The sequence below is a fragment of the Streptomyces sp. BE20 genome (assembly GCF_036322525.1).
Lineage (GTDB): Bacteria > Actinomycetota > Actinomycetes > Streptomycetales > Streptomycetaceae > Kitasatospora.
This window is the reverse complement of sequence record NZ_JAQYWW010000436.1, coordinates 59,072-85,286: the sequence shown is the minus strand read 5'-3', so window position 1 is coordinate 85,286 and position 26,215 is coordinate 59,072. Positions and strand designations below refer to the sequence as shown.

The following is a 26,215-nucleotide window of genomic DNA, read 5'->3' as shown; positions in this document are numbered from 1 at the left end:
CGGGTCGTCAATTGGCTTTACTCGTCCAGGAACTGTTCTCAAGTGGGGGGTATGGTTAGTGCGCACTAGATTGCGCCGGTTCGTCTCCGCCGCCGGTGGGGGTCGCCGACGAAGCAGGATGGCCCCGGTGGCCGCCCTGACCGTGGCGATGTCCCTTCTGGCGCCGATGGCGGGCGCCGAAGGCGTCAGAATCGTCGGCGGTTACCGCAACGACAATCCCGGGCAGCCGGAGAAACCGCTACCCCCGCTGCCCCGGGTGTCGGGCAGCAACGCGGACGGGCCCGGCCGTCCGACGCTTCCCGCCCAGCCGGGCGCCCGGGACCTGACGGCCTACAAGCCGTCCCCGGCGCAGTGGCCGGTCGAAGCCTCGGCCACGGTCCGGCTCGGTGCCGCCGGTCCGGCGGGCACGTGGCCGGCCTCGCCGCGCTCCGCCGATGCCGGGGACAAGGTGCGGGCCGGCTCCACTCCGGTCCTCGTCGGCCCGGCCCCGGCCGGTGAGCGGCCGAACACCGCAGCCGAGGCGCAGGCCGGCGCAACCGGCACGGACCGTACGGACGGCGCCGCAGGTACGCCGTCCTCGGTCGACGTCAGGGTCGCCGATCGGGCGAAGACCCAGGCGGCCGGCGTCGACGGCCTGCTGGTCGGCCTGGCCCGGAGCGACGGCCGCAGCGAAGCGGGCGACGTCTCGGTGAGCCTGGACTACGCTTCGATCGCCCAGGCCTACGGCGGCGGCTGGTCGTCCCGGCTGCGCCTGGTGGCCCTTCCGGCCTGTGCCCTGACGACGCCCCAGGTCGACGCCTGCCGTGTCCAGGCCCCGGTCGAGCACACCAACGACCCGGCCGCCCGGAGGATCAGCGCGACGGTGACCCTGCCGGCCGCCGAATCCGGGACCGGTTCCGCCGCCCGCAACACGACCGCGTTCGCGGCGCCGTCCTCGGACCAGGCCGCGCCGGCCTCCTCGCCCGCGGTGCTGGCGGCCGTCTCCGGCACGGAGGGCTCGCAGGGTTCGTACAACGCGACCTCCCTGTCGTCCTCGGGGTCCTGGGCCCAGACCGGGTCCGGGGCGTTCACCTACGGCTACCCGGTCGCCATGCCCCCGTCGCTGGCCGGTCCCGTTCCCTCCGTCGGTCTGTCGTACAACTCGCAGGCCGTCGACGGACACACCTCCGCCCGCAACTCCCAGGCCTCCTGGATCGGCGACGGCTGGTCGTTCAGCCCCGGCTACATCGAGCGCTCGTACAAGGCGTGCCGCAACGCCGGCGTGGAGGACTCCTCCGACCAGTGCTGGGCCGGGTGGAACGCCACCCTGTCGCTCGGCTCGCGCAGCGGCGAACTGGTCCGCGACGCCAACGGCGTGTACCACCTGCAGAGCGACGACGGCACCAAGGTCGAACGCCTCACCGACGCGTCCAACGGCCTGTGGCAGGGCGAGTACTTCAAGGTCACCACGCCCGACGGGACCGCCTACTACTTCGGTCTCAACCACGCGCCCGGCACCACGGCGGACAGCGCCACCAACAGCGCCTGGGGCGCGCCCGTCTACCACCCCAACAGCGGCGACCCCTGCTACACCGCCGCCAAGGGCAAGAACTCGCTGTGCGGCCCCCACCAGGTCGGCTACCGCTTCAACCTCGACTTCGTCGTCGACCCGAACGGCAACCTGCAGCGGTTCGACTGGGCCACCGAGACCAACCACTACAACCGGGGCTACGGCCAGGCCCTCCACGGCGGGGGCACCGGCGAGCTGACGCCGTACACCCGCGGCGGGTACCTGACCAGGATCTCCTACGGCTACAAGCTCGACGACGCCAAGGCCGGCCGCGAGCCCTCGGCCCGGGCGGTCTTCGACACCGCCGAGCGGTGCGTCGTCTCCGACACCACCTGCCGGCCCGAGAACCTCAGCACCGGCACCGCCACCAACTGGCCGGACGTGCCGTACGACCTGGCCTGCCAGTCGAACTGGACGACCAGCGGCACCGGCGCCAACGTCTGCAAGATCGGCTCGCCGACGTTCTGGTCGACCAAGCGCCTCGCGAAGATCACCACCGAGGTCCGCACCGCCGCCGGCTGGCGCGGCGTCGACCGGTACGAGCTGAAGCACCTGTTCTCCGACGCGGGCGGCAGCATCGACCCGGTCACCGGTGCCTCCGGCGACCCGAAGAACGCCGGTGCCGTGCAGTCCGTGATGTGGTTCTCCGAGGTCAAGCACACCGGTCTGGACACCACCGCGGGCGGCAGCGGCGAGGCCCCCCTGGACCCGGTGGTCTTCACCGGCAAGGAGTTCGACAACCGCGTCGACGGCCCCTCCCCGGCCGCGCCCGCACTCTACCGGCCGCGGATCGTCGCCGTCCGGACCGAGAGCGGCGCGTACATCACGGTCACCTACCGCGACCCCGAGTGCTCGCGGGTCAACGGCACCATGCCGGCCTCGGCCGCCGACAACACCAAGGCGTGCTACCCGGTCCACTGGAACACCCCCGGCTCCTCCGAGCCCACGGCGGACTGGTTCCACAAGACCCTGGTCTCCAAGGTCACCGTCAACGACATCACCAACGCCGGCTCCCTGCCCCAGGTCGTCCAGTACGCCTACGGCCCCGCCGCCTGGCACCGGGACGACTCGGACCTGACGGACGACCGGTACCGCACCTGGAACGACTTCCGGGGCTTCCGCACGGTGACCACCACGTCCGGCGCCGCGCCCGACCCGGTCACCAAGAGCGTCACCGCCTACCTGCCGGGCATGGACGGCGACTACACCTCCGTCACCGCCACCCGGCCGCCGGCCGACATCAGGAACTCGCTCGGCGAGCGGATACCCGACAGCCCCTGGCTCGCGGGCATGCCGCTGGAGACCTCCACCTACACCGGCGCCGACGGGACGGTGATCGCCAAGTCGCTCCCGGACGTCCCCACCACGGTGCCGACCGCGAACCGCAGCCGCACCGCCTGGACCTCCAGGAAGCCCGCTCCCGGGGAGACCCCTCCCCCGCTGTCCACCCTGCCCGACCTGGTCGCCCGCAAGGTGAGGACCACCGGCGGCCGCAACCTGTCGCTGCTGTCCGACGGCGTGACCTGGCGGACCACCCGGAGCACCACCGAGTTCGACGACCTCGGCCGCCCCTGGAAGGTCAACGACAAGGGTGACGTCAGCGTCCCCGCCCACGAGACCTGCGCCACCACCACCTACGCACCGGCCCCCGCGGCCAACCCGGCGTTGATCCTCGCCCCGAGCGAGAGCGTCAGCGTCTCCGGACCGTGCGCCACCGCCACCAGCGCCAACACGCTCAGCCACAAGCGCTTCGTCTACGACGGCGGCGGCGACATCAACGACCCGGGCGAGTACGGCCGCCTCGGGCAGAACGGCACCACGCTGGGCATGGTCACCGCCACCCAGTCGGTCAAGTCCTACGACGGAGCCGGGCGGCCGGTCTTCCAGACCCTCGCAACCGAGAGCGTCGACGGGTACGGCCGGGTGGTCGGTCACCGGGACACCGCCGGAAACCTCACCACCACCAGCTACACCCCGGCCACCGGCATCCTGCCGACCGAGGTGTCGACGACCAACCCGCAGAACTGGACGGCGACGAGCACCGTCTCCCCGTCCCGCGGGCTGATCACCCGGGCCGTCGACGTCAACCACCGGATCACCGACTCCGCCTACGACGCGCTCGGCCGCCTCACCCGGGTCTGGCTGCCCGGCCGCAAGAAGGACGACGGCAAGAGCCCCGACCGCACGTTCGAGTACGCGATCCACGGCACCGGGATCAAGCCTGCCGCATCCAGCGTCACGACCCGGACGCTGCGGGAGAACGAGACCTACGACGTCTCCGTCACCATCTACGACGGGCTCCTGCGTCCCCGGCAGAGCCAGAGCACCCCGGCCGACGACAGTCTCGGCCGTCTGATCTCCTCGACCCGGTACGACAGCCACGGCTGGCCGGTCATCAGCATCCCGACCTGGTCGGACCCGATCACCGCGCCGGGTTCCACGCTGTTCCAGGAGGTCGAGAACACCCTTCCGGCCGAGTACATCACCGTCTACGACGGCCTCGGACGCCCGGTCGCGCAGCAGCAGCACACCAAGGGGCGGCTGCTGTGGGAGTCCACCACCGCGTACCGCGGCGCGGACCGGACCGACCGGACGCCGCCGCAGGGCGCCTCGCCCAGCACCGTCCACACCGACGCCCTCGGGCAGACCACGTCCTCGGTGATCCACGCCGGGGGCACGATCGGTGACGTCACCACCGGCTACACCTACAAGCCCGGCGGCCAGATCTCCACCGTCAAGGACAACGTCGGCAACACCTGGTCGTACGAGTACAACCTCCGCGGCCAGCTGACCTCGAAGACCGACCCCGACAGCGGCACGGCCACCACCGTCTACGACGACCTGGGCCGGCCGGCGACCGTCACCGACGGGCGCGGCGAGTCCCTGTCCTTCGTCTACGACACCTTCGGCCGGCAGACCGCCAAGTACAGCGGCACCAGTACGACGGACGCCTCCAAACTCCTGACCACGGTCGAGTACGACTCGTTGGAGAAGGGCTACGTCACCTCCGCCACCCGCTACGTCGGCGGAGCGGCCGGCGACAAGTACGTCCAGAAGGTCAACGGGTACAACACCGCCTACCAGCCGACCGGTTCGACCACCACGATCCCCGCCTCCGAGGGCAAGCTCGCGGGCGACTACACCATCGGCTCCACCTACACCGCCAACGTCGGCCTGCTCGCAAGCAACACGTACAACGGGGAAGCGGGCCTGCCGGCCGAGAGCGTGGGCTACGGCTACAACCTCCAGGGCCTGCTCCTCCAGAGCGGCACCGACACCAACCAGTCGCTGCTGGCCCGGGCGAACTACAACGAGCGCGGCCAGCTGCTCCGCTCGACCTACGGCACGGGCGGCGAGCTGCTCCGCACCTCGCAGATCTACGACGACGCCACCGGGCGGCTGGTCAACCACCGGGTCGCGCTCCAGGAGTCCTCGGCCAACCCCCTTTCCGACAGCACCTTCGGGTACGACCAGGCCGGCAACGTCACCAACGTCTCCGAACTGCAGTCCTCCGGCGGGGCGGACCGGACCTGGGACGTGCAGTGCTTCCGCTACGACGGCCTGAGCCGGCTCGTCGAGGCCTGGACGGACACCTGGGGCGTCACCGCCGCGGGGGCCGGCCAGACCTCCCGCTGCAACAACGACAACCCCGGCCCGGCCAGCATCGGCGGCCCCGCCCCCTACTGGCAGAGCTGGGAGTACAACACGCTCGGCGACCGGACCCGGCACGTCCGGCGCGACGTCACCGGGGACACCTCCCGGGACGTCATCCAGTCCAGCAGCTACCCCGGCGAGGGCCGCACCCCCGCCGCCAAGCCCAACACGCTCACCGCGGTCACCACCTCCACCGGGCCCGCGACCAGCAAGCTGGTCTCGGCCATCCCGACCGGCGGGACGGCGCTCTGCCTCGACGTCGAGGGCAACCGGACCGCCAACGGCACCGCCATCCTGTCGTACACCTGCAACGAGGGCGGCGGCCAGCGGTGGACCAAGGCCGCCGACGGCACCGTGCGCTCGCTCGGCAAGTGCCTGCGTCCGGCCAACGGCGGTACCGACCCCGGCGTGGCGCTCGAACTGTGGGCGTGCGACGGCACCACCGGGCAGAAGTGGCAGGAGGGTGCGAACGGTGCCCTCGTCCACACCGCCACCGGGCTCTGCGCCGACGTGCCCTGGGCAAACGCCAACCCGGGCACCCCGGTGACGCTCTGGTCCTGCAACCAGAACGTCAACCAGCAGTGGCCCGCGACGAAGAACGCGCCCACCGGGCCGTCCTACACCGCCACGCTCACCCCGCAGTACGACACCGCCGGCGGCACCGTCTCCCGGTCCGCCACCAGTGCCGGATCGATCGCCTCCGGCATCGCCACCGGCTCGGCCACCCCGCTGTGCCTGGACGACGACCACGCCTGGACCGCGGACGGCACCGCCATCCTCTCCTTCACCTGCAACGGGAACACCTCCCAGCAGTGGACCCTGGAGACCGACGGCAGGCTGAAGACCGGCGGCAAGTGCATCCGCCCGGTCGGCGGCGTCGCCGAGCGCGGCCGGCAGGTGGAGCTGTGGACCTGTGACGGCAGCGCCGCCCAGGAATGGCGGTCCGGCCCGAACGACTCGCTGGTCAACGTCGCCTCCGGGCAGTGCCTCGACGTGCCCCACGGGAACACGACCCCGGGCACCCGCGTCGGCCTGTGGGACTGCAACCAGGGCACCAACCAGAGGTGGCTCTCGGCCGGCGGCACGCCGCCGACCGGCGCCACCCAGTCGTTCACCTACAACGCCGAGGGCCTCACCGCCACCGTCACCACCCCGAGCGGCGGGACCACCCGGACCTCCGGCTACCTGTACGACGCCGGCGGCAACCTGCTCATCCAGCGCGGACCCGACGGCACCGTCCTCTACCTGTTCGGCGGGACCGAGCAGCTGATCCTCGACAAGACCGGTACCACCGTCACCGGCAAGCGCTACTACTCCAACCCCGACGGCACCGTCATCATCCGCACCGGCAACGGCGGACTGACCTTCCAGCCGACCAACCCGCAGGGCACCGCGAGCCTCCAGGTCGACGGCACCACACGCACCGTCACCCGGCGCGCCTTCGACCCCTACGGCAACCCCCGCGGCCCCGTGCCCACCACGTGGGCCGACAACCTCGGCTACCTCGGCCGGCCCGCCGACGCCACCAGCGGCCTCAACCTGCTCGGCGTCCGCGCCTACGACCCGGTCCTCGGCCGCTTCCTCTCCGTCGACCCGCTCTTCCAGGCCGGCGACCCCAACCAGATGGGCGGCTACACCTACGGCGCCGACAACCCCACCTCGGGCAGCGACCCGACGGGGTTCAGCTGGCTCAGCAGCGTCAAGAACTTCGTCAACAAGGTCATGGACGACCCCAAGGCCGCGGCCAACCAGGCCGGAAGCTACGCCGGCGGCGTCGTCGACTCCTACGTCGGCGACTTCTGGACCGCCGGGGTCAACGGCGCGCTGAACATCTACGACGGCGCCCGCAACATGAGCTGCATCGCCAATCCGTTCGGCTGCACGGTGTACCAGCACGAGAAGTACACCAACGACTCGCCGACCGCGACCCTCTTCAACATCGACACCAACTCCAGCGCGTACCAGGCCGGCCGCACCACCGGTGACTACGTCGGGATCGTCACCAGCGTCAAGGGCCTCCTCAAGGGAGTCTCCAAGGGCGTCCGGACCCTGATGAAGTGGCGCTCGGGAACGAAGCTCGCCGACGACCTCCCCACCCCCACCCCCGCCAACCCCGCCCCCGCCCACCCGGTCAAGCCCACGACCCCCGACAGCCCGGGCACCGGCACCAGCACTCCCAAGGGCGGATCCGGCTCCGGCAAGGGCTCGGCCGGCGGAGGTTCGTCGGGCGGGGGTTCGGCCGGCAAGGGTACGTCGGGCGGATCCCCGGAGATGGGCGGACGCGGGTCCACTCCACGGAGCGGCGTCAAGACCAAGATCAAGAACCCGGCCGTCGTGAAGACGGTCGCCGCCGAGGAGGGCTGGACGGTCGAGGGTCAGATCGCCAAGGCGCGGGACATGCTCCACGAGGTCATGGCCGCCGACCACAACCAGCCCATCCGGCGCACCTGGAGCGCCGGCGTGAACACCGAAAGCGGCACCATCGCGGTCGCGTCCTCCGGGACGCCGAAGGTCCCGGGGTGCGGCTACTGCGCCGAAGGAAACGTGGTGAACGCCCTGGGCGGCGACCACCGGCAGGTGCGGTTCACCATGTCGGCGAGCAAGACGAGCCTGAATCCGCTGACGATCGACGGCAACATCCCCATCTGCGACGACTGCATCCTGGACTACGACCCCCGGCAATTCCCGTCCGGCACGATATGGGGGCAGGCGAACCCGAGGATCCTGGAGTGAGTCCTATGATGCCCGCACGGCAACCCTGGAATCGGAGCACGGCATGAGCGGAAGTTCACTGAACTCCTCACCGGAGCTGATAGCCCTCAGCGCCGACGGGGAGTTGGTGGCCGAGGTCGTCCACCGCGGACCGTGTCTCGTCTGGCACCGCGCGACGGGGGCCGTGGTGGCCTCGGTCGAGACCGCCGCGCACGCCACCGCCGTCGCGTTCGGCGACGACCGGTCGGCCCACCTCCTGGTGATCGGTGACGAGGCCGGCGGAGTCCACACGTGGTCGCAGCACGGTGGGCACGTGCCGCTCCACTCGGACCACGGGTGTCGCGTCACCGCCGTCGCCCCCGGCCCCGGCGGGCTGGTCCTGTCCGGCGACGAGAACGGGTCCGTCAGGGTGTGGAACACCACGGCGGGTGCGCCGGGGCGGCGGATCGACCTGGAGCTGCCCGAGCAGTTCGGGAAGCAGGTCACGTCGTTGACCGCCCGTCCGGACGGTGAGCGGTTCGCCGCGGGCACGGCGAGCGGCCGGATGTTCCTCGGCGACGTCCACTCACCGGCGCCGCCGCGCCTGGTGTTCAAGGACGGACCGAGGCTGCAGTCGGTCGCCTTCGCCACCCGGGCGGAGGCGATCCTGGCAGCCGGTGGAACGTCCGCCCAGCTGTGGGATCCGACGACCTTCGGGACGTGGTCCCTCCTCCACGACCACCGGGGGACGGTCGTCGCCGCCGCGCTCGACCCACGCGCCGCACGGGTCGCCACGGGCGGGACCGAACGGATCGTCAGGATCTGGGACACCTCGACCGCCGAGGTGGTCCACCGGCTGACCGACCTCAACGGATGGGTGCTCGCGCTGCGCTTCGTCGCCGACGGCACGCAACTCGTCGCCGTGGACGGCGACGGCGAGGCGGGCCTCTGGGACGTCCGGACGGGCGCGCTGCTGGCACGCTCCCACCGGCTCGGTTCCCGGTCGGAGACGGGCGCAGCACCCGGTGCGCCGGCGGCCCCCTGGCAGCAGGAGGCCGCCCGCCACGACTGGAGCCGCATCGCGTGCTCCTGTCGTCGGGGAGCCCGCCACGTCCCGGAGGACTTCGCACGGCTCCTGGCCGCGCGGACGCCCGAGGAGGCGTCGGGACACGGGCTGGTGGGCGACGTCGAGTCCCAGGGCTTCCTCTCCGAGGCCTCCCTGCCGTTGGCCTCGATGCTCCTCCTGGCACTGGAGCACGAGCAGCTGTCGGCGCCGGCCCGCTACCGGGTGCTCGACCTGCTGATGGCGTGCGTGGAGGGTGAAGCCGACCTCAGCGCCTCGGCGGCCGGCCACCCCGACATCGAGGAGGAGTGCTGCGACGCGGTGCGGCGCGGGATCCCGCTCTTCTACGAGGAGTTGGCCGCCGGGAGCACGCCCGGTGCCGGCGAGCCCGCCTACCTCATCCTGCGTGCCCTCGGCGAGGACACGGAGCGGCTGGACGGCATCCGGAAGGCCGGTCTCGGGTAGGCGTTCCCTGAGGTGTGCCTCGTGATCCGAGGGCCGGGCGGTGATGCCGCCCGGCCCCCGGATCATGTCCGAGCGGTCCCGCAAGGTGGCCGCCGGCCGATCCCGGACGCGGCCCGGAAGGCCAGGTGGGAGACGAAGGGCAGTGCCCCGGGCACCGGGGCCGACGCCGACCACGAGCCCCGGAAACTGATCGGCGACGACGACTGACCGTTCTCGGCCACCCGGGCGCGCTCGCTGACGAACCATCCAAACGATCACCCCAGGTACCGGCCGACACCGACCTGACCACGCCTGATACCTTGCAGTGGCCATGGTGTTCGGGAAACCGGTCTGAGTCCGGTGCGGCCCTCGCCACTGTTGCCGCGGAGCGCCGCGGCCCTCGCTGACCGGCTCTGCCAGCGGTCAGGGCCACTGGGTCGGCTGGAAGAGCCACCCGGGAAGGTCGGCTGCGGCGTGTCGATGCGGAAGCCAGGAGACCGGCCACGGCGCGACATGTTCCACGAGGGTTTTGGAGAACACGTGCCCAGCGCTCTGCCGTACCCGTTCCGTTCCATACGTTCCGCACGTCCCGTAGGTGCCGTAGGTCCCACAGGTCCGATACGCGTCGGCCGCGCGGTCGCGGCCTTCCTGTTCACCGGCGTGCTCGGCGCCTGCGCGGGCGCCCCCGCACCCGACACGCCCACTGCGACGGCCGGCAGTGCCGGGCCCGTCACCGTGAACAACTGCGGGACCACCGTGACGGTCGGCGCGCCGCCCGAGCGGCTGGTGACGCTCAATCAGGGTGCCACCGAGGTGGCCCTGGCCCTCGGCCTGGAGTCCCGCATGGCCGGTACCGCCTATCTCGACAATGCCGTCCCGGAGAGGTGGAAGGCGGCCTACGACTCCGTGCCGGTGCTCTCCAAGGACTACCCGACGAAGGAGAAGCTCCTCGCGGCGCGGCCCGACTTCCTGTACGCCTCCTACTCCAGTGCGTTCACCGACAAGGTCGCGGGCACCCGGGACGAGCTGGGCGGCCAGGGCATCCCGTCGTACCTGTCCCCGTTCGGCTGCTCGGACAAGAGCCAGGTGCCGCCGCCGACCTGGCAGGCGATGTGGGGCGAACTGAACGACGTCGCCAGGGTCTTCGGTGTCACGGAGCGGTCCGCCGCGATCCAGCGGCAGCAGGAGCAGCAACTGGCCCAGTTCACGGCGACGGCCGCGGGCAAGGGCCTGAAGGTCCTGTGGTTCGACTCGGACACCAAGGCACCGTTCGTCGGCTCCGGCCATGGCGGGCCTCAGCTGGTGCTCGACGCCGTGGGGGCCCGCAACGTCTTCGCAGACCTGCCCGGTGCCTGGCAGAACGTGAGCTGGGAGAAGGTCGTCGCCGCGGACCCGGACGCCATCGTGCTCGCGGACGCCGACTGGGACACGGCCCAGTCCAAGATCGACTATCTGCAGGGCGACCCGGTGCTGAGCAAGCTCACCGCCGTGCAGCGCAAGGCCTTCGTGGTGGTGCCGTTCTCCGAGTCGACCCCCGGTGTGCTGCTCGCCGACGGTGCCGCCCGGGTGTCGGCGGGACTGGGCCGACTGCACCCGGGATCATGACCACCACATCCCCTCCCGCCGTGCGGCCCGCCGGTCCGGGCCGCACGGCGGCGGCCCTGGCCGTCGCCGCGGCCCTGCTCCTGGCCACCGTGCTCCTCGGTCTGGCCGTGGGCTCGCACCACGAGCCGGTCCGGACGGTGATCGACGTCGTGGTGCGCCGTCTCGGGCTGGGCGACCCGCACGTGACGCTGCTGGACGACCAGATCGTCTGGCAGTTGCGGCTGCCCCGGGTTCTGGGAGCGGCTGCCACCGGCGCCGGTCTCGCGGTCTGCGGCGCCGTGCTGCAGACACTGACCGGGAACGACCTGGCCGATCCCTTCCTGCTCGGGATCTCGGACGGAGCCGCCGCCGGCGCGGTCACCGTGATCGTCCTCGGGGTCGGCGTGTCCGGCGCCGTGGGAACGGGCGCGGTGGCGACGGCGGCGTTCGCCGGTGCCCTGCTCGCGGCCGTCGTCGTGCTGGCCCTGGCCGGTGCGCGCACCCGGACGCTGCCGACCACCCGGACCGTGCTCGCCGGCATCGCCGTCGGGCAGATGTGCGGGGCCTACACCTCGTTCGCCGTACTGGTCCTCGGGGACCGCGACGCGGCGCGCGGTGTCATGGAGTGGACGCTGGGCTCGGTCGCCGGCGTACGGTGGCCCACCGCCGTCTTCCTGACTGCGGTCGCGCTGGCCGGGGTCACGGTCCTGGCATCCTCGGCCCGCGACCTGGACGCCTTCGCCTTCGGCGAGACCGCCGCCCGCTCCCTCGGCGTCCACGTCGAGCGGACCCGCTGGGTCCTCGTCGCCGTCGCTGCGCTGGTGACCGCGTGCCTGGTCGCCCACACCGGCGTCATCGGGTTCCTCGGCCTGGTCGTACCGCATGTGGTCCGTCTCGTCTGCGGCCCGCGCCACGCCGTCCTGCTGCCCGTGTCGGCGCTGACGGGTGCGTCGCTCCTGGTGGGCAGCGACATCCTGGCGCGCTCGGTCCTCCCCGACCGGGAGATTCCCGTCGGCGTCATCACGGCCGGGCTCGGAGCACCCTTCTTCGCCTGGCTGCTGTGGCGCCAGGGCCGGGCCGACGGGAGGGGGCGGTGACGGTGACACACCCCGTCGACCTGCGCGCGGAGGGACTTCGTGTGCGCATCGGCGGAGCCACCCTGCTGGACGCGGTCTCGCTCACGTTCGGCCCCGGCCGGATCACGGCCCTGCTCGGGCCCAACGGCGCCGGGAAGTCCACCCTGCTGCGCGCGGTCGCCGGACTGACCCGTCCGAGCGCCGGTCGGGTCCTCCTGGACGGCGAGGACCTCCACGCGCTCACGGCCCGCCGACGGGCCCGACAGGTGGCCTTCCTGGAGCAGCAGGCGGACACCCGGCTGTCGCTGCCGGTCCGTCAGGTCATCGAGCTCGGCCGCACCCCGCACCGCAGCCGCTGGCCCGTGCCGGCGAACGCAGCCGCCGACGCCCACGAGCGGGCCGTGTTCGCCGACGCCGTGGCCGCAGCCGACGTCGGCCATCTGCTCGACCGCTCCTGGCCGACGCTGTCGGGCGGCGAGCGGCAGCGGGTCCAGCTCGCGCGGGCGCTGGTGCAGGAGCCCGGCGTGCTGCTGCTCGACGAGCCCACCAACCACCTCGACCTGCGCCACCAACTCGGCTTCCTCGAAACCGTCCGAGGGCTGGGCATCACCACGGTGGCGGCCCTGCACGACCTCGAACTCGCCGCCGCCTACTGCGACGAGGCCGCCGTCCTGCTCGACGGCCGCCTGGTCGCCCACGGGACCGGTCCCGAGGTGCTCACCTCGCCCATGATCGCGCGCGTCTACGGCGTCGACGCCACCGTGGAACCCCACCCCCGGCACGACCGACCGCACATCCGGTGGAACGGACTGCTCCACGAGAGGAAGACGCCATGACCTCCCCGGTCCCCGACGCCAACGCCCGCCGCGGCGCCGTGCTCCTGGTCGGCATGTCGATCGCGGAAGCCGTCCGCCGTGACGAACTCCTCAGAACAGCGGCCTCGCACCGGGCCTCGATCGCGTTCCTGCAGCAGGCCGACCCCTCGCTGTCGGCCGAGCTGACCAGGCTGGCCGACGCGGGCACTGAGACAGTGGTCGTGATCGGCGTCCGGCTCACGGCCTCCGGCCCGGCCCAGTCCTGGCTGCGGCGGATCGCCGCGCACTGGTGGCGCGAGCGCGCGGGCCACCGCCCCGAACTCCTCGTCGCGACCCGCCTCGCCGCTTCGCCCGACGAGGTCGCCGCGGTGGCCGCGACGACGAAGGCCGTCACCGGCAAGGAGCCCGGCCTCACGTCCGCGGCCTGGGAGGACGTCACCGGCCACCGGCACCAGGTCCTGGTGTGCCGCGGTCCGCGCTGCGCGGCCCGGGGTGCCGAGGAGGACCTGCGCGCCCTGGTGCAGAAGCTGACCGAGCAGGGTCTCGGCGACGACGACGTGCTCGTGACCCAGACGGGATGCCAGTTCCCGTGCAACCAGGCACCCGTCGTCAGCGTGCAGCCCGACGATGTCTGGTACGGCGGGGTCGACCCGGCTGTCGCAGACCGCATCGTCACCGAGCACCTCGCCGGTGGACGACCGGTGGAGTCCCACCGGCTCCCCCGCCACCGGAAGGAGCAGACGGGCCACCACGGCTGATCGCGATCACCGGCACGGGAGCGGGGCCGGGCCCGCGCAGAGCCCCCCGAAGGCGTGGGCGAGCGTCGCGCCTGCGGCCCCGCAACGCAGCCGCGCACGACTCGACCCCGCCTGCGCGCCTTCGGCGGGGTCGAGTCGTGCGCGGCGGGGAACCGCCCGTCAGACCGCCGGAGCGGGGACGGCCGTCCGGTCCTCGGCAGGTGCGGCGGGGGTGAGGGCCCGCTGTGCCAGGGCTCCGAAGACCAGGGCGAACCCGGTCCAGAGCACGACCTGCAGACCGATCGAGGCGAGCCGGAAGTCCCACATCAGCCCGGCCGGGAAGCCGTCCGGGATCGCGTCGTCGTTGGACGGCAGGACGACGGCGAGCACGGCCATCACCACGGCGTAGCCGAGACCGGCCGCGACAACGGCGTTCCAGGTGCCCAGACGCGGGGCCAGGCGCTTGCCGAGGATCACCGCGGCCACGCCGATCAGCACGCTGAGGGCGATCATCAGGAAGAACAGCGCCGTGCGCTTCCCGATGGTGTCCGGATTGCCGACCGCCGGTGGCATCGCCGGGTACTTGAGGAACGGCACCAGGTAGATCGTGGTGAACGCGGCGCCCGCGACCAACGCGGCGGTGGCCCGGGGGCCGAACCGGCCGATCCGGCCGAGGGCGAAGCAGAACGCCAGCGCCGCGACGCCGCCGACGGCGACGCCGTACACCAGCACGCCGGTGGCGAGGCCGACCGTGGACTGCAGGTCGCGGCTGACCAGTTCCTCCTCCTCGTCACCGGAATCGGCGGTGCCGGCGGCCTCGTGGGAGTCCTCATGGCCGGCGGCGGGTTCGGCCTCGCTCCCGTGGTGGTGCCCGGCCGGGGCGGACTGTGACTGCTCCTGGGCGATGGCGTCCGCGACGGGGCCCTCGCCGACGGTGTAGGCGAAGAGGAAGGCCACCAGCCCGGCGAGCAGGCCCGCGAGCAGGCCGCGCAGCAGCAGCTTTCCGACGGTGCCGGAGGAGACGGTTGCGGAGTTGTTCATCGGTGCTCGGTCTCCGCTCAGTGGCACGGGAAGCCGAGCAGGTGGCGGCCGTCGTGCACCCACTCGTGCACGGTGGCCCCGGAGAAGACCGAGGTGGCGCCCTGTTCGGCACCGACGAAGTACAGCAGGACCAGCATCAGGGTGCCGAGGAACAGCGCCCAGGGAAGGATGGCGCGGATCGGCAGCGTGGCCGGGGCGGAACCGCCCACGGGCAGGCTGGGAGAGAGTACGGACTGGGCCATGGCAGGACCTCCTGGGGGAAACACGCGTCCCGTTCGGTGGAGCTCTGACGACGGCGGTCGGGTCTGACTTGCCGGACCCCGCCGTTGCGTGAGGCGGCCGGTTCCGGCTTACAGTGGCGCGACCGTGCCGGATTCCCACCGGACTTCCGTCTCGCCGTCGTCTTCAGTTGTCGCAGCAGACCGTAGCGCCCGGGCGGCGGCGGCGCCAAGGGCGTGCACCGAATCGTTGCCGCGCGGTCACCTGCGCATTTGTCCGCGGGCGGGCGCGGAACGCGGTACTCCGAGGGGCTCCCAAGGGTGACAGGTGTACGAAGGGGGAAGGACATGACGGTACGGGTGATCTTCGTCGCACCGGCGATCGGACCCGAGCTGCGGCAGGCCCGGTTCGTCGGCGAAGGATCCTTGGACGAGGGCGATCCGCTCGACGCCGCCGGGATACGCGCCGCCCGCGCCGCCGCACCGGGCCTGCCGGCGGCCGCCCACCGGTTCGTCTCGCCCACCGCCCGCTGCCGCCGCACCGCCGAGGACCTCGGCCTGCCCGACGCCGTGGACGAGCCCGCGCTGCGCGGCTGCGCGGCGGGCCGCTGGAGCGGGCGGACCCTCGACGAGGTGGCGGCCGAGGAGCCGGCGGCCGTGATGACGTGGCTGGCCGATCCGGCGGCCGCGCCGCACGGCGGCGAGTCCGTGCGGCAGTTGTGCGCCCGCGTCGGCGCCTGGCTCGACGGCACCGCGGCCGCGCTGGGCGGGCGGGTGCTGGTGATCGCCGAGCCGGACGTGGTCCGGGCCGCCGCCGTGCACGCCCTCGGCATCCCGGACCATGCCTTCCGCCGGCTCGACGTGCCACCGTTGGCGGGCGTCGAACTGACCGGGCGGGCGGACCGCTGGAACCTGCGCCTGGGCCTCGTCCGGCCCATCACGGATGGAGCCGGATGACGGGGGCAGCTCCTGCGACCGCGCCGGGGCGCCCGTCACAGCGTTCGCCCAATGACCGGGTGCAGCTCTACGACCGACCGGCCGGCGGCCGGTGGGCCCGCACGGCCACCTCGACCCGGACGGCGTCCGCGGTGGCCCGCACCTCGTAACCGCGCACCGCCCAGGCGCTCTGAGCCGCGGCTCTACTCACACCTTCCTCACCGGCATCACCCGATTGCCGGATGGTCGCCACGCCTCTGCGTGCTCGGTCAGGACGGCAGGGTCACCGACTGGGCGTGGTGGAAGACGTTCTTGTCGTCCCAGAGCTTCTTGGCCCGCTGCAGGCGGGCGTAGTTCTGCTTGTAGTAGAGGCGCTGGTAGGCGGGCCGGTCGTCGCCGGCCACGCCCAGGTCGATGTCCGGGTAGTTGACGTAGGCGCCGTCGGTGTTGGTACCGATCTCGGGAACGCCTCCGGTCGCCCGGTACGCGTCCCGGTAGAGGCCGCGGAGGAACGCCAGGTGGTCGGCGTCCGCGGCCGGGTCCGTCCAGTACGTCTGGTACTGGAGCTTCATGACCGAGTCGCGCTGGGGTGCGGCGGTCTCGGTGGGCCCGCGGTCGTTCACCCGGCAGCCGTAGGAGTCGATCTGGACCAGCGTGTTCGTCAGGTCGACACCGGGGACCTCCCTGGTCAGCCACGTCCAGAACGACTCGATCTGCGCCGGGGTGAAGGGTCTCCGGTGATAGGCCGACTTGTACTTGCCGCGCTGGTTGGCACCGGAACCGTTGACCGTCATCGTGGCCTGGAACCACGGCAGCCGGCGCCGCTTGTCCGGGTAGGGCAGGTAGAGCCTCCCCGCGCTCCGGGTCTGGATGGTCGACCTGGTCCTCATCCCGGACTCCACCAGCGCGAGGAACTCGTCCAACGGCGCCGGATCCTCCTCGTCCCACTGGCTGAACAGGACGACGTTCCCGTTCGACCGGTGGGTGAGGTGGAGGATGGAGAACAGTCCCTGGTACACCGTCTCCTTCCGGCCGCTGTAACGGGCGAAGAAGGCACCGAAGTTGTCGAGCAGGGTCCGGAAGTCCTCCGGGCGCCGGACCAACTCGTCCCACGGCCAGGCGACACTGCTCAGCCACACCTGCGGCGGCGGCTTCGGCAGGGCGTGGGCGAAGTGGTAGCGCAGGACGATGCCGAAGTTCCCGCCGCCGCCCCCGGTGTGCGCCCAGAACAGCTCACGCTCCGGCGAGCCCTCCGGATCACCCCGGTGGGCCGTCGTCACCTCCACCCGGCCACCCCGGACGGTGACCACGTCGACCTGGACCAGGTGGTCGACCGTCAGCCCGTGGCGCCGGGAGAGCAGCCCGTACCCGCCTCCGCCGATGTGACCGCCGGCTCCGACCGAGTAGCAGGATCCCGCCGGGATCGTGACGCCGTACGTGCGGAAGAGGGTGGTGTAGACGTCCCAGTTGGTGGCGCCGCCCTCGACGCAGTAGGTGGCCGCGCCGAACTTGTCGGTCCCCGTGCGGACCCCGCGCAGGGTGCTGAGGTCGAGGATCACGCCCTTGTCGTTGTCGACGAATCCCTCGTAGCAGTGGCCGCCACCGCGGACCGTCGGCCGCAGCCCGCGGTCGAGCGTCGTCCGCAGCTCCGCCACCGCGTCGGCTTCGTTGCCGACCAGCCGGATGTGGTTCGGCCGGCTCCGCCAGCGCTGGTTGAAGCCCTGACTGAGCGTCTCGTAGCGGGAGTCCGAGGGGAAGACCGTCCGCCCCTCCGGGAGCTCGACCGGATCGGCCTCCGCACGGCCGGCGGCGCCGGCGGTCAGGCCGAGCGAAGCCGCGGAGACGCCGGCGGCGGTCATTCCGGTGCTGCCGAGAAAACCTCGACGGGAGAATTCACGACTCATCGACTACCCGCTTTTCCGACTCCGATATTCCGGCACGGGAAAGCTACCACCGGTTCCTGACGATGTGAATCCCTGCACGAACTAGTGTGACTGTATATTCCTCCCGGCCTCTTTCCGGAATCGACTCGGGACTCCACCCGGCAACCCCGGCGACACCGCCGACCGGCACTCCGGGAGGTCTCGGCGGACGCACGCCTAAGGAGAGGGGCACCTCGGCGACGCCGACCGCACCACCGCGAAGGCCGCACTCCGAGACCCGCCGCACCGCCGGGAACCCGACTTGACGAGCCATCTAGTTAGGCGCCATATTACTGCCATGACCCCACACCACGAGGTCGACGGCGGCGCACCGACGCTCGACCAGGCACGCAGACAGCTCTCCCGGTACGGCCTGGCGGCCGATCCGCAGGCGGTCCTGGTCGCTGCACGCCTGATGGCCGCCGCCTCCCGACTGGGACAGGCCGGGGAGGCGCACTTCGCACGGTTCGGCCTCTCCACCGGGCGGTACCGACTGCTGGCCGACCTGGAGGACCACGGCGGCGAGAAGTCCCCCTCCCAGCTGGCCGCTTCGCTCGGCGTCTCCCGGGCGACCGTGACCGGCCTGGTCGACGGCCTCGAACGCGGCGGCCTGGTCGCCCGCCGACCGTCCACCGAGGACGGCCGGGGCAACGTGGTGGTCCTGACCACCCGCGGATCGGAGCGCCTGCGCGACATGGCACCGGAACACTACGAGCGGATGCAGGCCATGGTCGGCGGCCTCTCGATCGAGGAGCGCACGGTGTTCCTCGACCTGCTGGCGAGGCTGGTCGAGGGCATGGAGGCCCTGACCGCCGACTGACCGGCCGCCGACCGGCGACGGCCGCCGACCGCCCGACGGTCGACCCCGCACCGGTCGGCCACCCCGACAGCGCGCAGCATCGGACCGCCCGGCGACCGTCGGCGGCCCGCCGTTCCACGGCCACATAGTTAGTGACCTAATCACTAATACTTAGCCACCTAAGTATATCTCGGGAGTTTCCATGCCCAACAGGCAGAACATGCCCACCGATCCGGACGACGCCCGGCCGCCGTTCGTCCTCTGGCGCGAGGTCCTGGTCGCCTACGCCATGCCGGCCGCCATGGCCGGGGCAGGCGGCCTGGCGACCGGGCAGTCCCAGCTGCTGATCGCCGCCGCGACCACCATCGCCGGCACCTCCGCCGTCGTGGCCGCCCTGGTCGGCGCAAGGCTGCGCCGACGTCCGGCCGATTCGTGGAGCACCCATGCGCCGCGCACGCTCCTCGCGGCCGGCGCCGGACTCTGCGCCGCCGCGATAGGCCTGGCCCTCGGCTGGTCGGGCGCCCACTGGCTGCCCCGGGTGCCGGCCCTCGCGGACAGCCCGTGGCCGGACCGGCTCCGGATCGACCTGCCGGTCTCCGCGGCCATCGCCGCGACCATGATCACCTGGCGCTGGCGCAGCACCCGCCCGCGCCGCCGCCGGGCGCGCTGAGAACCGTCCGCCCCCTTGACCCGCGCGACACAGGCACCCCGCCGCGCGGACCGGCCCCACCCACACCCACGGAAAGAGATCCAGAGATGATCGTCATCATGGGCGCCACCGGCGCCACCGGCGGAGCCACCCTCCGCAGCCTGACCGAGCGGGACATCCCCGTCCGCGCCCTCAGCCGCGACCCGGCCCGGCTGCTGGCCGGACTCGACGACCGCACCCGCCCGCTGGTCGACGCGGTCGCCGCCGACGCCGGCGACCCGGAGTCGCTGGCCGCCGCCTTCAAGGGCGCCCGACAGCTGCTCCTCACCATGGCCAACGGCCCCCAGCAGGTCGAGCACGAGCTGCGGGCCGTCGACCTGGCGGCCCGGAGCGGTGTGGAGCACATCGTGAAGATCTCCGCCCCGGCCGCCGAGCCGGACTCCCCCGTCGCCGTCTCCCGGGGCCACCACCGGATCGAGGAGCACCTGCGGGCCTCCGGCGCCACGGCCACCGTCCTGCGCCCGTACGCGTTCATGCAGAAGCTGCTGCTGCTCTCGCCCGGCATCGCGGCCGCCGGGCTGATCCACGGCGCGACGGGCAGCGCCCGCTGCAACTACGTCGACTGCCGGGACATAGGCGACGTCGCGGCGGCCGTCCTCACCGATCCCAGGGCCGCGGGCGGCGTCCACGAGCTCACCGGTGGACGGGCGTACAGCCACCAGGAGATCGCCGAGCTGCTGAGCGCGCTGCTCGGCCGGCCGGTGCGGTACATCGACCTGGCCCCGGCCGAGCTGCACGCCCATCTGGTCTCACGGGCCGGGATGCCGGACTGGCTCGCCACCCACGTGGTGGAGATCCAGCGGCTCGCGGTGGAGCGGCCGGAGTCGCCGACCGACGCCGCCACCAGGCTGACCGGTCGCGCTCCGCGTACCCTGGAGGCATTCCTCCGCGAGCATCTCCACCGGTTCCGCTGACCCCTGCCGGACACCCCGACGGGCCCGCCGATCCCCGGACGGCGGGCCCGTCGCCCCGAAAGGAGCCAATCCGATGTGGCGTGGGTCACGACCGGAAAACACATCTGACGGTCCGTCAAAATGACTGATTGGCCGTCACATCAATGAGCAGGTTGCGCAGTTGCTGGCTGACGGACAGTCAGATTCGGTCATTTCAGCGCCAGTTGGGAAGAGTGTCGGTCGGTACGCCGTTCATCACCCGGGGCTACCATCGGTCGGGTTGTCCGCTCCGGCCCCGGAGTGGGGTCACCCCGTCAGGCGGTTGCTCCCACCGCCCCCAAGGGTCGAGCATCGGTCGGGACGGGGCAGGACAAGGAGCGCACGGCTGTTATGACAGCTGAACCGAACCAGACGGAGGCGGGCGACACGGCTACGAGCCGGACGGCCGCGGACCACACGGACCCGGCGACCGCGGACCGGCCCTCGCCGGAGCCCACTGCCCCCGGACCGCACCCCGGCGACGGGCCGCACGCCGTCGACGGACCGGACACCGACGGCAAGCACGCCCGCTACCCGGGCCGCCCCGCGCCCGCCCCGCGCACCCTGATCGACATCCTCGACGCCAGCGTCCGCGACCACCCGGCCGAGCCGGCCCTCGACGACGGCCACACCGTCCTCAGCTACCGCGCGCTCGCCGCCGAGGTCGAGCAGCTGCGCCGCCGCCTGGCCGCCGCCGGCATCCGCCCCGGTGCCCGGGTCGGCGTCCGCGTGCCCTCCGGCACCAACGACCTCTACGTCTCCGTCCTCGCCGTCCTCGCGGCCGGGGCCGCCTACGTCCCGGTCGACGCCGAGGACCCGGACGAGCGCGCCCAGCTGGTCTTCGAGGAGGCCGCGGTCGCCGCGATCCTGGGCGCCGACCGCTCGCTCACCATGACCGCGGGCGCGGCCACCCCCGAGGCGGCCACCGCTGGCACACCCGGATCCGGCACGCCCGGATTCGGAACGCCCGCCGCCGACCTGCCCACCGAGACCCGCCCCTCCCCCGCCGACGACGCCTGGATCATCTTCACCTCGGGCTCCACCGGCCGCCCCAAGGGCGTCGCCGTCACCCACCGCAACGCCGCCGCCTTCGTCGACGCCGAGGCCGCGCTCTTCCTCCAGGACGAGCCCATCGGCCCCGGCGACCGGGTGATGGCCGGGCTCTCGGTCGCCTTCGACGCCTCCTGCGAGGAGATGTGGCTCGCCTGGCGCTACGGCGCCTGCCTGGTGCCCGTCCCCCGCTCCCAGGTGCGCAGCGGCGCCGACCTCGGCCCGTGGCTCGCCGAGCAGGAGATCACCGTGGTCTCCACCGTGCCGACGCTGGCCGCGCTCTGGCCGGCCGAGGCGCTGATCGAGGTCCGGCTGCTGATCTTCGGCGGCGAGGCCTGCCCGCCCGAGCTGGTGCAGCGCGTCGTCACCGAGGGCCGCGAGGTCTGGAACACGTACGGCCCCACCGAGGCCACCGTGGTCGCCTGCGCCGCGCTGCTCACCGGTGAGGGGCCGGTCCGGATCGGCCTGCCGCTGGACGGCTGGGACCTGGTCGTCGTCGACGAGGCCGGCGAGCCGGTCGCGCCGGGTGGCACCGGCCAGCTGGTGATCGGCGGCGTCGGTCTGGCCCGCTACCTCGACCCGGAGAAGGACGCCGAGAAGTACGCGCCGCTGCCGTCGGTCGGCTGGGACCGCGCCTACCGCAGCGGCGACCTGGTGCAGGCCGACCCCGAGGGCCTGCTCTTCCTCGGCCGCGCCGACGAGCAGATCAAGCTCGGCGGGCGCCGGATCGAGCTGGGCGAGGTCGACGCGGCGCTCCAGGCCCTGCCCGGCGTGGCGGGCGCGGCGGCGGCGGTCCGCACCGCGCGCGGCGGCAACCAGCTGCTGGTGGGCTACCTGGTGACCTCCGAGGGCTGGGACCGCGAGCAGGCCGTGGCGCGGCTGCGGGCCGAGCTGCCGGCCGCCCTGGTCCCGTTGCTCGCGACGGTCGACACGCTGCCCACCCGGACCTCCGGCAAGGTCGACCGGAACGCGCTGCCGTGGCCGCTGCCCGGGCTGCAGCCCACCGGCCCGACCGAGGAGCTGTACGGCACCGAGGCGTGGCTGGCCGAGCAGTGGACGGAGATCCTCGGGGTGCCGGTGAGCGGCCCCCGGGAGGACTTCTTCGCGATCGGCGGCGGCAGTCTGGCCGCCGCCCGGCTCACCACCCTGCTCCGGGCCCGTTACCCGAGCGCCGCGGTGCTGGACATCTACCAGAACCCGACGCTGCGCAAGCTCGCCCGGCACCTGGAGCGCTCGGCGGCGGAGCGCAACGAGGTGCGGACGATCGCGCCGGTCCCGACCCGGGCCAAGGTCCTGCAGCTGCTCCTGCTGGTCCCGCTGTTCACGGTGGTGGGGCTGCGCTGGACGGTCGCCCTGCTGGCGCTCGGCAACCTGCTGTCGCACCTCGACGGTTTCGCCTGGGCCCCGACCGCCTCCTGGTGGGCGGTCGGGGCGGGGGCGCTGGCGCTGTTCAGCCCGCCCGGACGGCTCGCGGTCGCGGCCGGCGGCGCCCGGCTGCTGCTGCGCGGCCTGCGCCCGGGCAGCTACCCCCGTGGCGGTTCCGTGCACGTGCGGCTCTGGGCCGCCGAGCGGCTCACCGAGGTGACCGGAGCGACCACGCTCTCCGGGGCGTGGCTGGTCCGGTACGCGCGGGCCCTCGGCGCCAAGGTCGGTCCTGAGGCGGACCTGCACTCGCTGCCGCCGGTGACCGGTCTGCTCAAGCTGGGCCGCGGCTGCGCGGTGGAGGCCGAGGTCGACCTCTCCGGGTACTGGCTGGACGGTGACCGGTTGGAGGTCGGGCAGATCAAGATCGGCGCGGGCGCCGTGATCGGTACCCGCTCGACCATGCTGCCGGGTGCCCGGGTCGGCAAGCAGGCCCAGGTGGTGGCCGGGTCCAGCGTCACCGGGCAGATCCCGACCGGTCAGCGCTGGGGCGGCGCGCCCGCCGTCAAGCTGGGCCGCACCGAGCGGTTCTGGCCGAAGGGGCGCCCGGTCCGCCACGCTCGCTGGTCCGCGCTGTACGGGGCCAGCGGCACGGCCCTCGGCCTGCTGCCGCTGCTGCCGGCCGTGGCCGGTGTGGCGGTGCTCTCCCTGTTCGTCGATCCCGCGGACGGTCTGGGCGGGGCGCTCGGCGGCGCCCTGCTGGGGCTGCTGCCCGCCACCCTGGCGTACGGCGTGGTGTACGCGGCGCAGCTGGTCGCGGCGGTGCGGCTGCTCTCGATCGGCCTGGTCCCCGGGGTCCACCCGCTGCACGGCCGGGTCGGCTGGCAGGCCTGGTCGGTGACCCAGCTGATGGACCAGGCGCGCGAGATCCTCTTCCCGCTGTACGCGGGGCTGGTGACGCCGCTCTGGCTGCGGGCGCTGGGCATGCGGGTCGGGCGTGGCGCGGAGGTGTCGACGGTCCTGGCGCTGCCGAGCCTGACCACGGTCGGCGACGGTGCGTTCCTGGCCGACGACACCCTGATCGCGCCGTACGAGCTGGGCGGCGGCTGGGTGCGGCTGGGCGAGGCGAAGGTGGGCGAGCGGGCGTTTCTCGGGAACTCGGGGATGACCGCTCCGGGCCGTTCGGTGCCCAAGCGGGGGCTGGTGGGCGTGCTGTCGGCGACGCCGGCGAAGGCGAAGAAGGGCAGCTCGTACCTGGGTATGCCGCCGATGCGGCTGCCCCGGGCGGCCGACAAGGCCGACCAGAGCCTCACCTACGAGCCGCCGGCCCGGCTGCTCTGGGCGCGCGGGCTGGTCGAGGTGGGCCGGCTGCTGCCGGTGCTGGCCTCGGGCGCGCTCGGCGCGCTGATGCTGGCGGCGCTCTCCTGGGTGGCGGTCGAGTGGTCGCCGCTGGCGGCGGCGCTGCTGTCGGGCCTGCTGCTGCTGACCGCTGGCGGGGTGGCCTGCCTGGTCGCGGTGGCCGCGAAGTGGCTGCTGGTGGGGCGGTTCCGGGCGGTGGAGCATCCGCTGTGGAGCGGTTTCGTCTGGCGAAACGAGCTGGCGGACACCTTCGTCGAGGTGCTGGCTGTACCGTGGCTGGTCGGCGCGGTGCCGGGCACGCCGCTGCTGAACGTGTGGCTGCGGGCGCTCGGTGCGAACGTCGGGCGCGGGGTCTGGTGCGAGAGCTACTGGCTGCCGGAGGCGGACCTGGTCACCCTCGGGGACGGGGTGTCGATCAACCGGGGCTGCGTCGTGCAGACCCACCTCTTCCACGACCGGATCATGCGGATGGATACTGTCGTCCTCGGCGAGGGCTCCACCCTGGGGCCCGGCGGCATCGTGCTGCCCGGCAGCTCGGTGGGTGCGCGCAGCACACTGGGCCCGGCCTCGCTGGTGATGCGCGCCGAGTCGGTCCCCGCGGACACGCGGTGGCTCGGCAATCCCATCGAGGTGTGGCAGACCACCTCCTGACCACCGTTTCCCCCGCCCGCCGCCACGCCGCCCCCCTCCCCCTGTCGCAGGAGCGTACGACCCGGTGAAACCCCGCCCGGTGCAGTCCCAGCAGTCCCCGCAGATCCAGCAGCCCCCGGGTCCTCCGGCCGCCCCCGCGGCGCCGGTGGGCTCCGTGAACGGTGTCCACCGGGGCCCGGCGGCGGCGCCCGCCGCCGGGCCGGACCCGTACTTCCCGAACAGCGGGGACCACCGGTACCGCGTCCACCGCTACGAGCTGGCGCTCGACTACCGGCCCGGCCCGAACCGGCTGGGCGGCACGGCCCGGCTCAGCGCCGTGGCCGTGACCGCGCTGCCCGAGTTCGCACTGGACCTCGCCGAGTTCCGGATCGGCCGGGTGCTGGTGGACGGCCGGGCCGCCCGGTACACCCACCGGGCCGGCAAGCTGCGGGTCCGTCCGGCGAAGGCGCTGACGGCGGGTGCGGCGTTCACCGTCGAGGTGCACTACACCGGCAACCCGAGGCCGGTGCGCAGCCCGTGGGGCGGCCTGGGCTGGGAGGAGCTGACCGACGGCGCGCTGGTGGCCAGCCAGCCGGTCGGGGCGCCGTCCTGGTTCCCGTGCAACGACCGTCCGGCCGACAAGGCGACGTACCAGATAGCGGTCACCACGCCCTCCCCCTACACGGTGGTGGTCGGCGGCCGGCTGCTGACCCGGACCACCCGGGCGTCCAGCACCACCTGGGTGTACGAGCAGTCCGCGCCGACCTCGACGTACCTGGTGACGGTCTCGATCGGCCAGTACCTGCCGGTGGTGCTGGCGGAGCGCCCGAACGTGCCGCAGACCGGGTTCGTGCCGGAGCGGCTGGCCGGTTCGTTCGCCGCCGACTTCGGCCGGCAGCCGGCGATGATGGCGTACTTCGAGGAGGTGTTCGGCCCCTACCCGTTCGGCGAGTACGCGGTGGTGGTGGCCGACGAGGAGCTGGACGTGCCGGTCGAGGCGCAGGGCGTGGCGACCTTCGGCACCAACCATCTCGGGGGCGGCTGGGAGCGGGAGCGGCTGATCGCCCACGAGCTGGCCCACCAGTGGTTCGGGAACAGTCTGTCGGTGGGCGACTGGAGCCACATCTGGCTGAACGAGGGGCTGGCCAAGTACGCGGAGTGGCTCTGGTCGGAGCGGGCGGGCGGACCGTCGGCGGCGGCGAGGGCCGCCTCCGCGCACCGGCTGCTGGCCGGGCTGCCGCAGGACCTCCGGCTCGGCGACCCGGGCCGGAAGCTGATGTTCGACGACCGGCTGTACCAGCGCGGCGGGCTCACCGTGCACGCCCTGCGGCAGGCCCTCGGGGACACCGCCTTCTTCCGGATGCTGCGGGACTGGGCGGGTTTCCACCGGCACGGGACGGTCACCTCCGCGGACTTCCTGGCGCACACCGCCCGCTACACGCAGGCGCCGTTGGAGGGGCTGTTCGAGGCCTGGCTGAGGCGGCCGGAGCTGCCGCCGCTGCCGCCGGGCTCACCCGGCTCGACGGTCCGGGCCTGGTCCCCGCCGGCCTGACCGGCCCGGCCGGCCCCCGCCGGCCGTTCCCGGCGGTACGCGGCCGGGCCCGCCCGGACGGCGTGCCGGGACGTTGCCGCACCACCGTGCCC

At 73.0% G+C, this 26,215-nt stretch carries 16 protein-coding genes and 1 riboswitch; of the genes, 12 read left to right on the top strand and 4 right to left on the bottom strand.

Translation table 11 applies throughout. The features are described 5' to 3' along the window. Nucleotides 1-127: 127 nt before the first annotated feature. From PUR61_RS04085 to PUR61_RS04060, 6 genes are all read left to right on the top strand, one after another. Nucleotides 128-7,936, top strand: a complete 7,809-nt coding sequence (locus PUR61_RS04085; RefSeq protein WP_329875700.1) for a ricin-type beta-trefoil lectin domain protein — start codon at nt 128-130, stop codon at nt 7,934-7,936. A gap of 43 nt (nt 7,937-7,979) precedes the next feature. Beyond that, on the top strand, nt 7,980-9,422 hold the full coding sequence (locus tag PUR61_RS04080) for a WD40 repeat domain-containing protein (RefSeq protein WP_329875698.1): 1,443 nt from the start codon (nt 7,980-7,982) through the stop codon (nt 9,420-9,422). A 294-nt stretch (nt 9,423-9,716) separates the two neighbouring features. Beyond that, a riboswitch (cobalamin riboswitch) is annotated at nt 9,717-9,921 on the top strand. A 140-nt stretch (nt 9,922-10,061) separates the two neighbouring features. Continuing rightward, the gene (locus PUR61_RS04075; protein WP_329875696.1) at nt 10,062-11,006 is read left to right on the top strand and encodes an ABC transporter substrate-binding protein; all 945 of its coding nucleotides are present in this window, start codon (nt 10,062-10,064) and stop codon (nt 11,004-11,006) included. Further along, nucleotides 11,003-12,082, top strand: coding sequence for a FecCD family ABC transporter permease (locus tag PUR61_RS04070; protein WP_329875693.1), 1,080 nt, complete (start codon nt 11,003-11,005; stop codon nt 12,080-12,082). The genes PUR61_RS04075 and PUR61_RS04070 overlap by 4 nt, the downstream gene beginning before the upstream one ends. Then, nucleotides 12,079-12,897 (top strand): ABC transporter ATP-binding protein, encoded by an 819-nt coding sequence (locus PUR61_RS04065; RefSeq protein WP_329875691.1) that lies wholly within the window; start codon nt 12,079-12,081, stop codon nt 12,895-12,897. Before PUR61_RS04070 ends, PUR61_RS04065 begins: the two co-directional genes overlap by 4 nt. Next, nucleotides 12,894-13,634: a (2Fe-2S) ferredoxin domain-containing protein gene (locus tag PUR61_RS04060; protein ID WP_329875689.1), complete on the top strand. Its 741-nt coding sequence runs from the start codon at nt 12,894-12,896 to the stop codon at nt 13,632-13,634. Before PUR61_RS04065 ends, PUR61_RS04060 begins: the two co-directional genes overlap by 4 nt. Nucleotides 13,635-13,793: 159 nt before the next feature. Here the strand turns inward: PUR61_RS04060 and PUR61_RS04055 are convergent, their stop codons facing one another. Beyond that, nucleotides 13,794-14,654, bottom strand: coding sequence for a CbtA family protein (locus PUR61_RS04055; RefSeq protein WP_329875687.1), 861 nt, complete (start codon nt 14,652-14,654; stop codon nt 13,794-13,796). Nucleotides 14,655-14,671: 17 nt separating this feature from the next. Then, entirely contained in the window at nt 14,672-14,896 is a 225-nt protein-coding gene (locus tag PUR61_RS04050) for a CbtB domain-containing protein (RefSeq protein ID WP_329875685.1), read from the bottom strand. A gap of 324 nt (nt 14,897-15,220) precedes the next feature. Between PUR61_RS04050 and PUR61_RS04045 the strand changes: the two genes are divergently transcribed. Further along, complete coding sequence (locus PUR61_RS04045) at nt 15,221-15,829, top strand: histidine phosphatase family protein (RefSeq protein WP_329875683.1); 609 nt, start codon at nt 15,221-15,223, stop codon at nt 15,827-15,829. A gap of 67 nt (nt 15,830-15,896) precedes the next feature. On the opposite strand, the gene PUR61_RS04040 is transcribed toward PUR61_RS04045, so the two are convergent. Beyond that, nucleotides 15,897-16,019 (bottom strand): hypothetical protein, encoded by a 123-nt coding sequence (locus PUR61_RS04040; protein ID WP_329875681.1) that lies wholly within the window; start codon nt 16,017-16,019, stop codon nt 15,897-15,899. Between the two features lie 58 nt (nt 16,020-16,077). Then, the gene (locus PUR61_RS04035; RefSeq protein ID WP_329875679.1) at nt 16,078-17,667 is read right to left on the bottom strand and encodes an FAD-binding oxidoreductase; all 1,590 of its coding nucleotides are present in this window, start codon (nt 17,665-17,667) and stop codon (nt 16,078-16,080) included. Nucleotides 17,668-18,028: 361 nt separating this feature from the next. On the opposite strand from PUR61_RS04035, the gene PUR61_RS04030 reads away from it, so the two are divergent. The 5 genes from PUR61_RS04030 (at nt 18,029) to PUR61_RS04010 (ending at nt 26,123) form a co-directional block, all read left to right on the top strand. Beyond that, the gene (locus PUR61_RS04030; RefSeq protein ID WP_329875677.1) at nt 18,029-18,550 is read left to right on the top strand and encodes a MarR family winged helix-turn-helix transcriptional regulator; all 522 of its coding nucleotides are present in this window, start codon (nt 18,029-18,031) and stop codon (nt 18,548-18,550) included. A 181-nt stretch (nt 18,551-18,731) separates the two neighbouring features. Then, nucleotides 18,732-19,199, top strand: a complete 468-nt coding sequence (locus PUR61_RS04025; RefSeq protein ID WP_329875675.1) for a hypothetical protein — start codon at nt 18,732-18,734, stop codon at nt 19,197-19,199. A gap of 86 nt (nt 19,200-19,285) precedes the next feature. After that, nucleotides 19,286-20,152 (top strand): NmrA family NAD(P)-binding protein, encoded by an 867-nt coding sequence (locus PUR61_RS04020; RefSeq protein ID WP_329875672.1) that lies wholly within the window; start codon nt 19,286-19,288, stop codon nt 20,150-20,152. 369 nt (nt 20,153-20,521) lie between these two features. Further along, a complete protein-coding gene (locus tag PUR61_RS04015) occupies nt 20,522-24,592 on the top strand; it encodes a Pls/PosA family non-ribosomal peptide synthetase (protein WP_329875670.1) in 4,071 nt (1,356 codons plus the stop codon). Nucleotides 24,593-24,737: 145 nt separating this feature from the next. Beyond that, entirely contained in the window at nt 24,738-26,123 is a 1,386-nt protein-coding gene (locus PUR61_RS04010; protein ID WP_443035120.1) for a M1 family metallopeptidase, read from the top strand. Nucleotides 26,124-26,215: the final 92 nt, after the last annotated feature.

Coding starts and splice junctions, on each gene's coding strand:
- PUR61_RS04070 (WP_329875693.1), top strand. CDS start 11,003: ATGACCACCACATCCCCTCCCGCCGTGCGGCCCGCCGGTCCGGGCCGC.
- PUR61_RS04025 (WP_329875675.1), top strand. CDS start 18,732: ATGCCCAACAGGCAGAACATGCCCACCGATCCGGACGACGCCCGGCCG.
- PUR61_RS04050 (WP_329875685.1), bottom strand. CDS start 14,896: ATGGCCCAGTCCGTACTCTCTCCCAGCCTGCCCGTGGGCGGTTCCGCC.
- PUR61_RS04030 (WP_329875677.1), top strand. CDS start 18,029: ATGACCCCACACCACGAGGTCGACGGCGGCGCACCGACGCTCGACCAG.
- PUR61_RS04055 (WP_329875687.1), bottom strand. CDS start 14,654: ATGAACAACTCCGCAACCGTCTCCTCCGGCACCGTCGGAAAGCTGCTG.
- PUR61_RS04060 (WP_329875689.1), top strand. CDS start 12,894: ATGACCTCCCCGGTCCCCGACGCCAACGCCCGCCGCGGCGCCGTGCTC.
- PUR61_RS04080 (WP_329875698.1), top strand. CDS start 7,980: ATGAGCGGAAGTTCACTGAACTCCTCACCGGAGCTGATAGCCCTCAGC.
- PUR61_RS04015 (WP_329875670.1), top strand. CDS start 20,522: ATGACAGCTGAACCGAACCAGACGGAGGCGGGCGACACGGCTACGAGC.
- PUR61_RS04045 (WP_329875683.1), top strand. CDS start 15,221: ATGACGGTACGGGTGATCTTCGTCGCACCGGCGATCGGACCCGAGCTG.
- PUR61_RS04020 (WP_329875672.1), top strand. CDS start 19,286: ATGATCGTCATCATGGGCGCCACCGGCGCCACCGGCGGAGCCACCCTC.
- PUR61_RS04035 (WP_329875679.1), bottom strand. CDS start 17,667: ATGACCGCCGCCGGCGTCTCCGCGGCTTCGCTCGGCCTGACCGCCGGC.